This window comes from Streptomyces sp. NBC_00252 (genome assembly GCF_036187565.1).
Taxonomy (GTDB): Bacteria; Actinomycetota; Actinomycetes; order Streptomycetales; family Streptomycetaceae; genus Streptomyces.
In genome coordinates, this window is sequence record NZ_CP108087.1 from 1894153 (window position 1) to 1909649 (window position 15497).

Annotated in this window: 13 protein-coding genes; 5 read left to right on the forward strand and 8 right to left on the reverse strand. The window is 70.9% G+C overall.

Features of this window, described 5'->3' with window-relative positions:
• Positions 1–2 precede the first annotated feature (2 nt).
• From OHT77_RS08280 to OHT77_RS08295, 4 genes are read right to left on the reverse strand one after another with little or no spacing between them, the layout of a single operon-like run.
• Positions 3–458, reverse strand: coding sequence for a MaoC family dehydratase (locus tag OHT77_RS08280; RefSeq protein ID WP_328827415.1), 456 nt, complete (start codon positions 456–458; stop codon positions 3–5).
• 14 nt (positions 459–472) lie between these two features.
• Positions 473–2026 carry an acyl-CoA synthetase gene (locus OHT77_RS08285; protein ID WP_328827416.1) on the reverse strand — a complete coding sequence of 518 codons (1554 nt, stop codon included), beginning with the start codon at positions 2024–2026 and terminating at the stop codon, positions 473–475.
• A 10-nt stretch (positions 2027–2036) separates the two neighbouring features.
• Positions 2037–2906 carry an amidohydrolase family protein gene (locus OHT77_RS08290; RefSeq protein WP_328834187.1) on the reverse strand — a complete coding sequence of 290 codons (870 nt, stop codon included), beginning with the start codon at positions 2904–2906 and terminating at the stop codon, positions 2037–2039.
• A gap of 11 nt (positions 2907–2917) precedes the next feature.
• Complete coding sequence (locus OHT77_RS08295; protein WP_328827418.1) at positions 2918–3835, reverse strand: SDR family NAD(P)-dependent oxidoreductase; 918 nt, start codon at positions 3833–3835, stop codon at positions 2918–2920.
• A gap of 208 nt (positions 3836–4043) precedes the next feature.
• Between OHT77_RS08295 and OHT77_RS08300 the strand changes: the two genes are divergently transcribed.
• Both OHT77_RS08300 and OHT77_RS08305 read left to right on the forward strand, forming a co-directional pair.
• Entirely contained in the window at positions 4044–4469 is a 426-nt protein-coding gene (locus OHT77_RS08300) for a MarR family winged helix-turn-helix transcriptional regulator (RefSeq protein WP_266774218.1), read from the forward strand.
• 20 nt (positions 4470–4489) lie between these two features.
• Entirely contained in the window at positions 4490–5281 is a 792-nt protein-coding gene (locus tag OHT77_RS08305; protein ID WP_328827419.1) for an IclR family transcriptional regulator, read from the forward strand.
• 182 nt (positions 5282–5463) lie between these two features.
• On the opposite strand, the gene OHT77_RS08310 is transcribed toward OHT77_RS08305, so the two are convergent.
• Complete coding sequence (locus OHT77_RS08310) at positions 5464–8124, reverse strand: FAD/NAD(P)-binding protein (RefSeq protein ID WP_328827420.1); 2661 nt, start codon at positions 8122–8124, stop codon at positions 5464–5466.
• Positions 8125–8465: 341 nt separating this feature from the next.
• On the opposite strand from OHT77_RS08310, the gene OHT77_RS08315 reads away from it, so the two are divergent.
• Together OHT77_RS08315 and OHT77_RS08320 are read left to right on the forward strand one after the other, a co-directional pair.
• Entirely contained in the window at positions 8466–9710 is a 1245-nt protein-coding gene (locus OHT77_RS08315; protein ID WP_328827421.1) for a L,D-transpeptidase, read from the forward strand.
• A gap of 209 nt (positions 9711–9919) precedes the next feature.
• A complete protein-coding gene (locus tag OHT77_RS08320) occupies positions 9920–11323 on the forward strand; it encodes a glycoside hydrolase family 16 protein (RefSeq protein ID WP_328827422.1) in 1404 nt (467 codons plus the stop codon).
• A 79-nt stretch (positions 11324–11402) separates the two neighbouring features.
• Here OHT77_RS08320 and OHT77_RS08325 read toward each other — a convergent pair whose 3' ends face one another.
• From OHT77_RS08325 to OHT77_RS08335, 3 genes are all read right to left on the reverse strand, one after another.
• Positions 11403–11810, reverse strand: coding sequence for a hypothetical protein (locus OHT77_RS08325; protein WP_328827423.1), 408 nt, complete (start codon positions 11808–11810; stop codon positions 11403–11405).
• A gap of 12 nt (positions 11811–11822) precedes the next feature.
• A complete protein-coding gene (locus OHT77_RS08330; RefSeq protein WP_328827424.1) occupies positions 11823–11987 on the reverse strand; it encodes a hypothetical protein in 165 nt (54 codons plus the stop codon).
• A 382-nt stretch (positions 11988–12369) separates the two neighbouring features.
• Entirely contained in the window at positions 12370–13269 is a 900-nt protein-coding gene (locus OHT77_RS08335) for a helix-turn-helix domain-containing protein (protein WP_328827426.1), read from the reverse strand.
• 146 nt (positions 13270–13415) lie between these two features.
• Here OHT77_RS08335 and tkt point away from each other — a divergent pair, with 146 nt between their 5' ends.
• Entirely contained in the window at positions 13416–15491 is a 2076-nt protein-coding gene (gene tkt, locus OHT77_RS08340; RefSeq protein ID WP_328827427.1) for a transketolase, read from the forward strand.
• The last annotated feature ends 6 nt before the right edge of the window (positions 15492–15497 follow it).

A 15497-nucleotide genomic window follows, 5' to 3' on the forward strand; every position in this document is an offset into this window, starting at 1 on the left:
GGTCAGGCGTAGAACCGCGAGAGGCTCTGCAGGACGGCGGCGGGCTTCGGCCCGCCGTCGATCTCCATCGTGCCCTCGACGGCGATCTGCACCCCGCCCGGCACGTCCTCGACGGACGCGAGCTTCGCGACGAGCCGGATTCGTGAGCCGGCCTTCACCGGTGCGGGGAAACGGACCTTGTTCAGGCCGTAGTTGACCTTCGTGGAGACGCCCTCGACGTCCAGCAGTTCGGTGAAGAGCGGGATGAAGAGGGACAGGGTCAGATAGCCGTGCGCGATGGGCGCGCCGAACGGTCCGGCCGCTGCCCTCTCCGGGTCGACGTGGATCCACTGGTGGTCGCCCGTCGCGTCGGCGAAGGTGTCGATCCGCTCCTGGGTGACCTCGATCCACTCGCTGGTGCCGAGGTCGCTGCCTGCGAGCTTCTTGAGTTCGTCGAGGCCGTTGACGGTGATGCTCATGAGTAGCCTGTTCCTTACGGGAGTCGGCGGTCGCCGAAGCGCTTGCGCACCCGGGACTTGAGGAGTTTTCCGGAGGCGGTGCGCGGGAGTTCGTCCGCGACCACCATCGACTTGGGGATCTTGTACTTGGCGAGCCGGCCCGCCAGCGACGCGAGCACCTCGTCGGGGTCGAGCGAGACGCCCTCGCGCGGGACGACGACCGCGCGCGGCACCTCGCCCCACTTGTCGTCCGCGACCCCGATCACCGCGCACTCCACGATGCCGGGGTGGGCCAGCAGCAGGTCCTCGATCTCGGCGGGGTAGATGTTCTCCCCACCGGAGATGATCATGTCCTTCATACGGTCGACGATGTACACGTAGCCGTCCTCGTCGGTGCGTGCCGCGTCCCCGCTGCGGAACCAGCCGTCGGCGAAGACCGCGGCCGTCTCCTCGGGCAACCCCCAGTAGCCGGGCATGACATGGGGCCCGCGCACCACGATCTCGCCGGTCTCTCCGACGTCGGCGGGGGTGAGGTCGGGCCGGACGACCCGTACGTCGCTGAAGAAGTGCGGCACGCCCGCCGAACCCGCCTTGCCGACCGCGTGTTCGGCGTCCAGGAACAGGGTGCCGGGCGCGGCCTCCGTCATGCCGTAGCCCTGGAGGAAGGTCAGCCCGCGCTCCTGGTAGGCGGCGATGAGCGGGGACGGGACCGGGGAGCCGCCGCAGGTGAGGATGCGCAGCGAGGAGAGGTCGGCGTCGGCCCAGCGGGGGTGCCGGGCGAGTTGGTCGAACATCGTCGGGACCCCGAACATGAAGGTGATCCGGTGCCGTTCGACGAGGTCGAAGGTGGCGGCCGGGTCGAAGGCCTCGACCAGGACGCAGCTGCCGCCCTTGAGCAGCACCGGCAGGGTGAGCATGTTGAGGCCGGCCGTGTGGAACAACGGGGCGGAGACCAGGGCGCGTTCGTCGGCGATCAGGTCGGTGTCGACGAGGACGTTGATCGCGTTCCAGGCCAGGTTGCCGTGGGTGAGCATGGCGCCCTTGGGGCGGCCGGTCGTGCCCGAGGTGTACATGATGATGCAGGTGTCGTCGGCGGTGACGGGTTCGTCGATCGGCTCGTCCGACGCGGCGGCGACCAACTCCTCGTACTCCGGGCCGACTTCGAGGTAGACGCGGACGTCGGTGCTGCCCGGCAGTCCCGCGACGAGCCCGGCGTGCGTGGGGCCGTAGACGAGGATCCTGGCGCCGGAGTCGGTGAGCTGGTGGGCGATCTCGGGGCCCGCGAGGCGGGTGTTGAGGGGGACGAAGACCGCGCCGAGGATGCCGGCCGCGAACAGGGTCTCCAGGTAGGCGGGGTGGTTCGGGCCGAGGTAGGCGATGCGGTCGCCGCGGCGGAGGCCCCGGGTGCGGAGGGCGTGGGCGAGGCGGGTGGTTCTGGTATGCAATGTGCCGTAGTCGGTCGACGTACTGCCGCGGACTGTCGGCGGACCGCCGTCGTCCGTCGACGATCCGCCGTACACCAGTGCCGTACGACGCGGGGTCTTGCGGGCCCGGCGGGCGGGCCAAGACCCCAGTCCCTCGTTGCGCATCCGGTGTCCCTTACGTCAGACCGAGCAGGCGGGCGGCGTTCTCCTTGAGGATCTTCGGCCTGACCTCGTCCTTGATGGGCAGCTTCTCGAAGTCGGCGAGCCAGCGGTCCGGGGTGAGGACGGGGTAGTCGGAGCCGAAGAGGACCTTGTCCTTGAGGAGGGTGTTGGCGTACTGCACGAGCTGCGGCGGGAAGTACTTCGGGGACCAGCCGGAGAGGTCGATGTGGACGCCCGGTTTGTGGGTGGCGACGGCGAGGGCCTCGTCCTGCCAGGGGAAGGACGGGTGCGCCAGAATGATCTTGAGGTGCGGGAAGTCGGCGGCGACGTCGTCCACGTGCAGGGGGTTGGAGTACTTGAGACGGATGCCGCCGCCGCCCGGGACGCCCGCGCCGATGCCCGTCTGGCCCGTGTGGAAGAGGGCGATGGTGCCCGTCTCCTGGATGACCTCGTACAACTCGTAGGCCACCGCACGGTCGTTGGGGAAGAAGCCCTGGATGCTGGGGTGGAACTTGAAGCCCTTCACCCCGTACTCCTCGACCAGGCGGCGGGCCTGGCGTACGCCCGCCTTGCCGCGGAAGGGGTCGATGGAGGCGAAGGGGATGAGGACGTCGGCGTTGGCGGCGGCCGCTTCGGCGACCTCTTCGTTCGGGACGGGTTCGGTGCCGGTCGCGGACTCGGCGTCGACCGTGAAGATGACGGCGGCCATCTTCCGCTCGCGGTAGTACGCGGCGGTCTCCTCCAGGGTCGGTTTCCGCTTGCCCTCGACCTTGAAGTAGGCGGAGGAGGCGTCGTGCAGGTCGTCGTCCAGGGAGGAGTGGCCCTTGGAGGACACCTCCGCATGGGTGTGGACGTCGATCGCGACGAGTCCGTCGAGGTCCATCGGGGGTGTCATCACGCCTCCGGGAGCTTCGGTGCGGGGATGCCGACCGACTGGAGTTCGGCGCCGACCGAGGTGGGGAAGGCGTCGGCCAGGGTGTCGGGGGTCCAGCCGCCGTCGGCGTAGGCCGCGCTGATCTCCTGCGGGTGGGACCAGAGTGCCACCTTGTCGCCGCCGATGCCGATGGCCTGACCGGTGATCCCGCGCGCGGCCTCGGAGGCGAGGAACGGGACGAGTGCCGCGCAGTCCTCGGGGGTGCCGAAGCCCTCGCCCTTGCGGAGGACGTCGGGGAGGGGCTCGCCGTTCTTCATCGCCTCCACGTAGGGCGCGAACGCGGGGATCGTCTCGGTCATCGCGGTCGCGGCGACCGGCACGATCGCGTTGACGGTGATGCCCGCGCGGCCCAGCTCCATCGACCAGGTGCGGGCCATCGCGGCGATGCCCGCCTTGGCCGCCGCGTAGTTCGTCTGACCGAAGTTGCCGCGCTGGCCCGCCGGCGAGCCGACCAGGATCAGGCTGCCGCCCTCGCCCTGCTCGCGCATCCGTACGGCGGCGGCGCGGGCGCAGGTGAAGGTGCCCTTGAGATGGGTGGTGATCACCGCGTCGAAGTCGTCGTCGGTCATCTTCCACAGCACCCTGTCGCGCAGGATGCCCGCGTTGGTGACCAGGATGTCGAGCCGCCCGAACTCCTCGACGGCCCTGTTCACGAGGCGTTCGGCGGCCTCCGTCGTGCCGACCGGGACCACCTCGGCGACGGCGGTGCCGCCCGCCTCGGTGATCGACTTCACGGCCTGCTCGGCCACCGTCTCGTCGATGTCGTTGACGACCACGGACGCGCCGTGGGCGGCCAGGGCGTGCGCGTAGGCGAGGCCGAGGCCCCGGCCACTGCCGGTGACGACGGCGACCTTGCCGGTCAGATCGATGCTGGGCACGAGCGGTCCCTTCACAAGACGAGATGCGGCTACGAGATCGAAGCTAAGAGCAATAATTGTTGACGTCAATAGTTGTTACCGATGGACCAGGTAGGCCAGACTGGCCCCGAACCACCGCACGCCCCGCCCGGGGCCTCGACCCAGGGAGCCCGCCATCGCCCGTCAGCCGCACGCCGCGAACCCGCCGATCGACGCGCACGAGCCGTGGATGCGCGGGCTGCACGCGGACACGGGCTACCTCATGTACCGGCTGGGCCTGCGCTCCGGTCAGCTCTTCAACACGTTCCTCCAGGAGTCGGGCCTGCGCCTGCGCCACTACGCGCTGCTCCGCTTCCTGGCCACGTCCGAGGGCGCCCTCCAGCGCGAACTGAGCACCCGCCTCGGCTACGACCCGAGCGCGATCGTCGGCCTGGTGGACGACCTGGAGAAACTGGGATTCGCCGAGCGCCGCCCTTCCCCCGACGACCGGCGCAGCCGCATCGTGGTCCTGACGGCGGACGGCCGCGGCTTCCTCCGCGACACGGACGAGGCGGGCCTGCGCGTCACGAACGAACTGCTGGGCCCGCTCGACGCGACCGAGCGCGCGACCCTGCACACCCTGCTGCAACGGGTCGCCGAGGACGGACTCGCCTGACCCCGGACGGAGGCCCGGCCATGCCCACCACGCGGCCCTCGCGGATCCCCCGGTCGACGGCCCCCGTCACGCGTTCCGCGCCCGACCGGCTGCTCGCGGTGCTCGCCGCCTTCGACCACACGCACACGGCCCTGTCCCTCTCCGACATCAGCCGCCGCGCCGGCCTCACCCTGACGACCACCCACCGGCTCGCGGGCGCCCTCACCGAATGGGGCGCCCTGGAACGGGACACGTCGGGCACGTACCACGTGGGTCTACGGCTGTGGGAGATCGCGGCGCTCGCACCGCGCGGCCTCGCCCTGCGCCAGGTGGCCCTGCCGTACCTGGAGGACCTGTACGAAGCGACGCACGAGAACGTGCAGTTGGCGGTGCGGGACGGTGCGGAGGTCGTCTACACCGAGTGGATCTCGGGCCGTTCGGCGGTCGGCGTGCACATCCGGGTCGGCTCCCGCTGGCCCCTGCACGCCACCGGAGTGGGCCTCGCCCTGCTGGCCCACGACGACTCGGACGGCCAAGAGGCCTACTGCGCAAGCCCGTTGGCGTCCTTCACGCCGTACACGATCACCGATCCGGTACGGCTGCGCCGGGTGCTGGCCGAAGTACGGCACACCGGCGTCGCGGTGAGCAGCCGTCAGATCACCGACGACGCGTTGTCGGTGGCCGCGCCGGTGCGTGGTCCTGGCGGTGCGGTGGTCGCCGCGGTGTCGGTGGTCGTGCCTCAAGTGGACGCGCAGGTACCGGCGTTGGTCCCGGCGGTGCGGCTCGCGGCGCGCGGGATATCGCGGGCCCTCGGATGGCGGCCTGAGCCGTGACGGCTTCGGCCTCGGCCCGGGTCCGGCCGTCGTAGACCGAAGGCCCAGCTCTGGCCGTCGTGGACCGAAGGCCCAGGTCCGGCCGTCGTAAACCGTAGTCCACCACGGCACGTCCCACCCCGGTGCAGGTCCCGAGGGAGGCCTGGAGGCATCCCTCGGTCTTCCCGCGTCCCCCGCTCATCTCACCCGGGCAGTCCCGCCAGCATCCGCCGGTCCCGCGGTGCCGGCTTGCGGTCCAGCCTCGCGTCCAGCAGCCGTCGTGCCGCGTCGCACCGCCCCGCCGACACCAGCGCGTACAGCAACGTCTCCTCCACGACCTCGCGTTGGGCCGCGCTGCCGCCCACCTTGCGGAGCACCGGAAGCAACGCGTCGAGGCCGTGGGCGGCTTCGTGGAAGCGCTGTTCGGCGAGGGCGGTGAAGGCGTCGCAGAGCGGGGCGATGACCTCGCGCTGCACCGGGTCGGCGCCCGCCGCGTGGTCGCGCAGACGGCGAAGGGCAGGGAGGTCTCCGGCCGCCGTCAGGGCCACCGCCGCGTGCAGGGCCGTGAACGCCGTCGCGGGTCGCTCCAGCACCTCGCACGTCACCGAGTCCAGGACGTCCGAAGTCGGCAGCTCCCCCTGCCAGTTGCCACTGAGCCGGGCCCGCCACAGCAGGGACCCCGAGTCGACCAGCGCCCGCACCCCGGTCACCCGCCCCGGCGCCAACTGGGCGAACCAGCGCCTGCGTACGGCGGCCGGGTCGTCCAACGCCAGTTCGTGCAGGGCGATGTGCCAGGAGAAGTGGGCCCGGTGCACGGCACCCCGGCCCTGTCCGGAGACCCAGCGGTCGAGCCAGTCGCGGCCCGCCTCGTGGGCGCCGGACTCGTAGTGGACGTGGGCCAGCGCGTGCACGGCATGGCCGGAGGCGGGCTCCACCGCCAGGGCGCGGTGGGCGAGTTCGCCCGCCTCGTGCAGCCGGCCCTGCTCCTGGCGGAGGAACGCGAGCAGCGAGGTGTGGAACCAGTGTCCGTCGTAGGCCGGGGACGTGCGCTCGACGAGCCGTAGGGCGTAGTCGTCGTACAGGTCGATGACGCCGGAGAAGGCGATGGTGGGGACGGCGGTGGCGAGGGCCAGCGCGTCGGCGGGGTGGGTGTCGAGATGGCGGATCAGCGCGCGGTCCCCGTCGGTGGACTGGACCCGCCGGGTGATCACGTCGACGAAGGACCGCTCGCGTTCGTCGGCGCGTTCGTGTGCGCTGCGCTGGGCGTCGGCGAGTGCCCGGGGGACGTCGACGGCGGCTCCGCACTCGTGGCCGAGGAGGGCCAACGCGGCGTGTCCCAGGGCGAATCCGGGGTCGAGGGCGACCGCGCGGGCGAAGGCGTCCTCGGCTCCCGCGCGTACTTTGAGGACCCGGTCGAGTCCGTTGCGGTAGGCGGTGGCGGCCTCGGCGTGGGTGGACAGCGGGAGTCCGAGTCCGTCGACGGGCCTGCGGCGGGCGCGGCGGGCCGGTGGGGCGAGCAACTGCCGGGCGAGGGCGGCGGCCTGGACTCGGATCTCGGGGATCGCGGTGGTCTCCCAGAGTTCGCCGCGCCGGGGGGCGCCGAGCGTGAACAGCGGTCGTACGCACCGGCCTTGGGCGTCGAGGAGGCGTCCGTCGCGGGTGGCGGCCCCCATGCCGAGCGGTCCGGGCACGGCCGTACCTGACTCGAACAGGCTTCGCCACAGCGGGTCTTCGAGCCGTTGTCCCGGTCCGGTGCAGTCGATCACCCAACCGGCGCGCACCGTACGGCCGTTGGAGAGCGTGACCACCAACTGGTCGCCGAAATCGACCACGTCGGTGATCGTGCCCGTGTGGACCTGGAGGCGGCGGGCGGTGCGGGCGCGGGTGAGGGACTCGGCGGTGGTGGGGGCCATGCGGTGGCGGTGGGTGTTCCAGAGGGCGCCCTCGTCCCCGAGGAACTCGCCGCGTTCCTCGGGGGTGAGGCTGTGCCACAGGCGTGCGGTGTGCGGGCGGAGGCTGTCCAGGGCGGGGCGCCAGTCGCCGTGGGTGCGGACGGAGCGGCTGATGTGCCGGTAGACGGTCCGGCGCAGTCCGCTCAGGGTCAGGTCGCGGGGCCAGCTCGGCGCCTCCATCGCGCCGGCCGGGCCCAACGCGTGGGGCTGGGGCAGGAGTCCGCTGCGGGAGACGGCGTGGATCGTGCGCTCGGGACGGTCCAGGGTGAGCGCGAGGTCCATGGCGGTGAGGCCGGTGCCGACGAGGAGGACGTCGGTGGTGTCCTCGCGTACGGACTCCAACACACCGGGTTTCCAGGGCGAGTTGATGAAGCGGGGCGATATGCGCAGCGCGGGCGGGGCCCAGGCGGCCGCAGGGGCGGCGGGGCCGGTGGCGAGAACGGCGCTGTCGGCGGTGAGGAGTCCCCCGTCGGCGAGGTGGAGTTCCACCGGGCCTCGGGGGGTGCCGGTACAGCTCTCGGCGCGGGTGCGCAGCCGGCGTACGGCGACCATGCCGTGGGAGCGGACGACGGCTTGGGCGAGGGTGTCGGCGAGATAGGCGCCGTAGCGGTAGCGGGTGGCGAAGTCGGCGCCCCTGACGGTGGGTTCACCGTGGCGGCACAGCCAGCGGGTGAAGTGGCCGGGGTCGTCCGGGTAGCAACTCATGCCGCCCGCGGGGACGTTGAGCCGGTGGCGTGGATCGGGGGTGGCGTAGGCCGTGCCGCGGCCGGCTTCCGGGGCCGGGTCGACCAGCACCAGGTCGAGGGGGGTCCGGCGGCGGGTGGCGGTCTCGCAGAGCTGGACGGCGGTCAGGGTGCCTGCCGCGCCCGCTCCGACGATCGCCACGGTGGGCCGCTTGCGGACTTCGGTCACGAATACCTCCGGCGTGGTCTGCCGCGGAGTCGCCGAAACGGAACTCCGCCTTCAGGTCCTTTCTCACTATTCCGACCGGTCGGGTGGGGAAGCCATGGCGGGACGGGGATCTCACCGGATACTCAGGGCACCGGTCGGCGCCTTCATACTCTGTTCACACTCGGGAAGCGACCGGCAACCGTGGTTTCAGGCCTTCTTTCAGGCTCTCTTCACAGGAATCTCAGATGCAGCCCCTGGGATTCAAAGATTCAACCCAGGGAAGTGACGCAGGATGCAACGGCACTGGTGATCTCGTCGCGTACGGCCAGGGGGTGTGCGCGACATGCGGAGGAAGGCCTGCCGTGGGCGTGTCGCACATATCCAACCGGTCCGAGAAGCAGTCGGAGAGGTGGTCCCGTCGTGGGGTCCTCACCGTGCTCGGGGTGGTGCCGGCCGCCGTCCTGACCGGTTGCAGCAGTTCGGCGGGGGCCGCGGAGGGTTCGCCGTCCGGCGGTTCGTCGGTGACCGCGTCCGTGAAGGCCGCGAAGGCGCCGACCGTCACGGTCACGCCCGCCGACGGCACGAAGAAGGCAGATTTCACGGCCCCGGTCACGGTGACGGTGGCCGACGGCACGCTCGCCGCGGTGAAGGTGACCGGCAACGACGGTTCCACGCTGGCCGGGACCTTCAACGACGCCAGGACGAAGTGGACGTCCGCGAAGAACCCGTACTCGGGCACGAAGTACACGGTCGCCGCGCAGGCACAGGGCGCCGCCGCGAAGACGCTGACCTTCACCACGAAATCCCCCGGCGAGACCTTCGTCGGCTACTTCACCCCCGAGGCGAACTCCACCTCCGGCGTCGGCATGCCCGTCTCGATCAACTTCACGCACGCGGTCAAGGACCGGTCCGCCGTCCAGAAGGCGATCACCGTCACCGCCGAGCCCGCCGTCGAGATCGTCGGCCACTGGTTCAGCGACACCCGGCTCGACTTCCGGCCCGAGACCTACTGGGCGGCCGGCACGAAGATCACGCTCAGCCTCCGCCTGAAGGATGTCGAGGGCCAGGACGGCGTCTACGGCGTCCAGTCCAAGGACGTCACCTTCGACATCGGCCGCGAGCAGATCAGCACGGTGGACCTGTCCAGCAAGGAGATGGTCGTCAAGCGCGACGGCACGACGCTGGCGACCTACCCGGTGAGCGGCGGCAACGCCCAGCACACCACCTGGTCCGGGATCATGGTGATCAGCGAGCGGTTCAAGCAGACCCGCATGGAGTCCTCGACGGTCGGCCTCGGCGACGAGTACGACATCGACGACGTCCCGCACGCCCAGCGCCTCACCACCTCCGGCACCTTCGTGCACGGCAACTACTGGGCGTCCACATCGGTGTTCGGCAACGAGAACACCAGCCACGGCTGCGTCGGCCTGCACGACGCGAAGGGCGCGAACGACACGTCGGTGGCGGGCTACAAGTTCTACGACAGCTCGATGCTCGGCGATGTCGTCATCGTGAAGAACTCCGGCGAGAAGACGGTGGCCGCGGACAACGGCCTCAACGGCTGGAACCTGTCGTGGGCGGAGTGGAAGGCGGGGAGCGCGGTCTAGGGCCGTCAGCCCGGCAGGCGGACCGGAAACCTCCTCTTTCACCGCATTCACCCCCTGAACCCCGGCCCGCCGAAAGGACTTTCCCGGCTTCACCTCTTGACGTCCGGAGTGGCTGAGAGCACATTGACCGCGCACCCACTGCCTGAGAGCGCTCTCAGACAGGCGCGGGCAATCGCACTCGCACCCCACTCCGTATCCGAGAGGCACCCATGAGTGACACCTCCGGCAGGCAGCGCAGACCCCGTCCCTTACGGCGTGTCCTGATCGCCGTCCTCAGCACCCTCGGTCTGGCCGCCGCCACCGCCACGGCCTTCACGCTGCCCGCGAACGCCTCCGCGCCCACCCCGCCCTCGGGCTGGACGCAGGTGTTCCTCGACGACTTCAACGGCGCCGCGGGCACCGGTGTGTCGACCGCCAACTGGCAGTACGACACCGGGACTTCGTACCCGGGCGGCGCGGCCAACTGGGGCACGGGCGAGGTCGAGACGATGACCTCCTCCACCAACAACGTGGCGCTCGACGGCAACGGCAACCTGCTGATCACCCCGCGCCGGGACGCGTCCGGCCACTGGACCTCGGGCCGTATCGAGACCAACCGCACCGACTTCCAGCCGCCGGCCGGGGGCAAGCTGCGGGTCCAGGCCCGTATCCAACTCCCCAACGTCACCGGCTCGTCGGCGCTCGGCTACTGGCCCGCGTTCTGGATGCTGGGGGCGCCGTACCGGGGCAACTATCAGAACTGGCCCGGCGTGGGCGAGTTGGACATCATGGAGAACGTCCAGGGTCTCAACACCGACTGGTCCACGGTGCACTGCGGCACCAGCCCGGGCGGTCCGTGCAACGAGACGACGGGCATCGGCGGTTCGACCGCGTGCACGGGCACGACGTGCCAGGCGGGTTTCCACACGTACGCGATGGAATGGGACCGGTCCACCAGTCCCGAGCAGATCCGCTACTACCTCGACGGCGTCAACTTCGAGACGGTGAACTCGAGTCAGGTCGACGCGACGACGTGGGCCAACGCGACGAACCACGGTTTCTTCATCATCCTGAACGTGGCGATGGGCGGCGGCTTCCCGGACGCGTTCGGCGGCGGCCCCACCAGCGCCACCGACCCGAACCACCCGATGACGGTGGACTACGTCCAGGTGCTCTCCTCCACGGGCGGTGGGGGCGGCACCACACCCCCGCCGACCGGCAACCGGGACGCGTACAGCGCGATCCAGGCCGAGTCCTACGACAGCCAGGCAGGCACGATCGCGGAGACCACCACGGACACGGGCGGCGGCCAGGACATCGGGTCGATAGCCAACGGCGACTGGGCGCTCTACAAGGGCGTCACCTTCGGCTCCACGGCGGCCACCCAGTTCAACGCCCGGGTCGCGAGCGGCGCCGCGAGCGGGATCAGCGGTCTGGTGCAGGTGCGCCTCGACAGCCCCACCGCGACCCCGGTCGGCAGCTTCGCGCTGGCCGGCACCGGGGGCTGGCAGTCATGGCGAACGGTCCCGGCCAACATCAGCTCGGTCACCGGCACCCATGACGTCTACCTCACCTTCAGCAGCGGCCAGCCGGCGGACTTCGTGAACGTCAACTGGTTCGACTTCGGTCACTGACCCGCCCCCCCCCCACGGGAACGAGGGGCTTCACGCCGGTGCGTGGGGCCCCTTGCCCGTGAGAGCGATATGCAATGCATCACGGCCGCCCGGCGGGGTCCTGGGCCGGCCCGACCGCGGCCTCGGGGGACAGCCGCGGGTCCTCCGCCGCCCGCCCTCGCACCTCACTGTCGGGATCGCGGCTGAACCGCTCGACGAGGTCGGCGTCCGACGCGGGATCGTCGAGCGCGAGAAGCCGCAGGCGCGGCTCCGGGTCGTCCGCGAGGCGCAGCAGGCCGTCGCGGGGGAAGTTGGGGTGGTTGCGGGGGCGGCCGGGGAACGAGAGGCTGCCGGGCCACCAGGTCCACACGTCGAGGAGCAGGTCGGCGGGGGCGTCGTCGCAGGACTCGGCGAGGAAGAGCCGTACGACGCGGTCCTCGTCGTGGGCCGGCAACTGCACGACGTCCGGGGGAAGGTGCACGGCGCGGGCCACGCTGCGGCGGATCAACAGCTTTTCGGACTAGGCGAGTTGCCGCATGGCGGCCGGGTCGTCGTGCAGGGCCGCGATCCACCACAGGGCGTAACTGCGGTGACTCGCCTCGATATCGGGGACGGTGTCGGCCATGGCGGCGATCTCGGCCGGCGTGCCGGGCGGGCGGGACTCGGGGGACGGCGCCCGGTCCACGCCGACGCGGGGGACGGTGTCGGCTGTCGATCTGGTCCTCCGCCATCTCGGCCGGCACCTCACGAAGGGCCCGCCCGGCGGTGGGCCAGCAGCCTGTCCCACTGGTCGCGCGAGAGATTCCCGCTCTCGGCCGCCATCCCCCGGACACGTCTCGACGGATGAGCGACGGCCGCGTCCGGAACACCGGCCGGAAGATCCGTGCGGTACAGGACATGCGCCTCGTCGGCATGGAGGAGACGGACGAGCGTCTCCGCCGGAGCGGCCCGGTGCAACCCCGGCCCCGTCAACCACCCGCCGGCGACACGCGCGTTGGGCCGAGCGCCTCGGTCGACGCGGACCAGACTCACCCATACGTCCCCCTCCCCCATCCGTCGGCACACCGTCAGCGCAACTCCGCCCGGAACCCCGCGGGAGTCACATCCGTGTGCTGCTGGAAGAACTTGGAGAAGTTGGCCGCGTCGGGGAAGCCGACTGCCGCGCCCACCCGGCCGATCGGCAGGTCCGTGTGGGCCAACAGCCGTTTCGCCTCCAGGACGACCCGCTTGTCGATGAAGCCCTTCGGGGTCTCGCCGGTCGCGGCGCGGACCGCGCGGACCAGGGTGCGGCGGGAGTAGCCGAGGGCGTCGGCGTAGGCGCTGACGCTGTGGTTGGTGGCGAAGCCCTTCTCCACGGCGTTGCGGAAGAGGGTGAACGTCGTGTCGGCCTGGCGGGCGGCGTCCTCGGCGGAGCTGGCGGCGAGATGCGCGAGCCGGAGCAGGAAGGCCGTCAGGGAGTGCCGTAGGACCGAGGTGTGCAGGCTGAGCGGGAGGGTCTCGGTGTCCTCGTACTCGCGCTGGAGCTGGTCCAGGGAGGCGCGCAGCGCGGCGAGGCGGGGCTCGTCGGGGTGCAGGAGCGGGGGGAGGTCGTAGCGGTAGAGGCCGGTCGCCTCGACCGTGGCGCGCGGGAGGAAGCCGGGCTGCATGGTCAGGACGGTGCCGCGGTACTCGCTGGTCGGGGAGAAGCGGTGGACCTGGCCGGGGCGGATCCACAGGACGTCGCCGGCGGTCGCCTCGTACTCGGCGAAGTCGATCATGTGGCGGACCGGGCCGCCGGAGAAGAGCATCACCACATGGAAGTCGATGCGGTGGACGCGGTGCAGGGGTGCGTCGGCGTGCCAGGTGCGGCCGGTGCCCATCGGGCCGACCTGCATGCCGACGCCGCAGACACTCAGGTCGACGGGGAAGGGAAACGTTCTGATCACGTCGCCGTCACCGCCGACGTCTTGGATAGTTCTGTCCGTCATGTCCTTCTCGTGCCGCCTCGACGCTCATCCCGGTGTCCCACTTTCACCACAGGCTGGCACACCGGCACCTTCCCCCGTAAAAGTCAGACTTTTAGATTTGAAGGCGTCCGAGCAGTTCTGCCGCTCTTACCGAGGACTTCTTGAAGATGAACGCGCACACACCTGACAGCTTCGAGTGGACCGACCTCGACCGTCGCGCCGTCGACACCGCCCGTGTCCTGGCCGCTGACGCGGTCCAGAAGGTCGGCAACGGGCACCCGGGCACGGCGATGGCACTGGCTCCTGCCGCGTACACGATCTTTCAGAAGGTGATGCGTCACGACCCCGCGGATCCCGAGTGGACCGGCCGTGACCGCTTCGTCCTCTCCCCCGGCCACACCTCGCTGACGCTGTACACGCAGCTGTACCTCGCCGGGTACGAGCTGGAGCTGGACGACCTGAAGGCGTTCCGGACGCACGGGTCGAAGACGCCTGGTCACCCCGAGTACGGGCACACGGCCGGTGTGGAGACCACGACGGGCCCGCTCGGCCAGGGTGTCGCGAACGCGGTGGGCATGGCCATGGCCGCCCGCTACGAGCGCGGCCTCTTCGACCCCGAGGCCCCCGAGGGCGAGTCGCCCTTCGACCACACCATCTGGGCGATCGTCTCCGACGGCGACCTGGAGGAGGGCATCTCCGCCGAGGCCTCCTCGCTCGCCGGCCACCAGAAGCTCGGCAACCTCGTCTTCGTCTACGACGACAACCACATCTCCATCGAGGGCGACACCGCGACCGCCTTCTCCGAGGACGTCCTCAAGCGCTACGAGGCCTACGGCTGGCACACCCAGCGCATCGAGCCCGCCGCCGACGGCGACATCGACCCCCACGCGCTGTACACGGCGCTCAGGACGGCGCAGGCCGAGACCGAGCGCCCCTCGATCATCGCGATGCGCACGATCATCGCCTGGCCCGCCCCGAACGCCCAGAACACCGAGGCAGCGCACGGCTCCGCGCTCGGCGCCGACGAGATCGCCGCCACCAAGCGCGTCCTCGGCTTCGACCCGGAGCAGTCCTTCGAGGTCGCCGACGAGGTCATCGCGCACAGCCGCAAGGCCCTGGACCGGGGCGCCGAGGCGCACTCCGCCTGGGACAAGCGGATCGACAAGTGGCGCGGCGCCCAGCCCGAGCGCGCGAAGCTCTTCGACCGGATCGTCGCCGGTCAGCTCCCCGAGGGCTGGGAGCAGTCCCTGCCGGTCTTCGAGGAGGGCTCCTCCGTCGCGACCCGCGCCGCCTCCGGCAAGGTCCTCCAGTCACTCGGCGCGGTCCTGCCCGAGCTGTGGGGCGGTTCCGCCGACCTGGCCGGCTCGAACAACACCACCATCGACAAGACGTCGTCCTTCCTCCCGAAGGGCAACCCGCTGCCGGAGGCCGACCCGTACGGCCGTACGATCCACTTCGGTATTCGCGAGCACTCGATGGCGGCCGAGATGAACGGGATCGCCCTGCACGGCAACACCCGTGTCTACGGCGGCACCTTCCTGGTGTTCTCCGACTACATGCGCAACGCCGTGCGCCTCTCCGCACTGATGCAGCTCCCGGTGACCTACGTCTGGACGCACGACTCGATCGGTCTCGGCGAGGACGGCCCCACCCACCAGCCGGTCGAGCACCTCGCCTCGCTGCGCGCCATCCCGGGCCTGAACATCGTGCGCCCCGCCGACGCCAACGAGACGGCGATCGCCTGGGCCGAGATCCTCAAGCGGCACGCCACGAAGCCCGCCCCGCACGGCTTCGCGCTGACCCGTCAGGGTGTGCCGACCTACGCGCCGAACTCCGATGCGGCACGCGGCGGTTACGTCCTCAAGGACTCCTCCACCGAGACCCCGGACGTTGTGCTGATCGCGACCGGTTCCGAGGTGCACCTCGCCGTCGAGGCGCGGGAGCAGCTGGAAGCCGAGGGCGTGGGTACCCGCGTGGTGTCGATGCCGTCCGTGGAGTGGTTCGAGGAGCAGCCGCGCGAGTACCGCGACCGTGTTCTTCCGCCGTCCGTGAAGGCCCGCGTTGCGGTCGAGGCCGGGATCGGTCTCACGTGGTACCGGTTCGTGGGTGACGCAGGACGCATCGTCTCCCTCGAACACTTCGGCGCCTCCGCCGATGCCAAGACCCTGTTCGCCGAGTTCGGCTTCACCGCCGAGAACGTCGCCGCTGCGGCCAGGGAATCCCTTGCCGCCGCGCGCGGTTGATCCGAT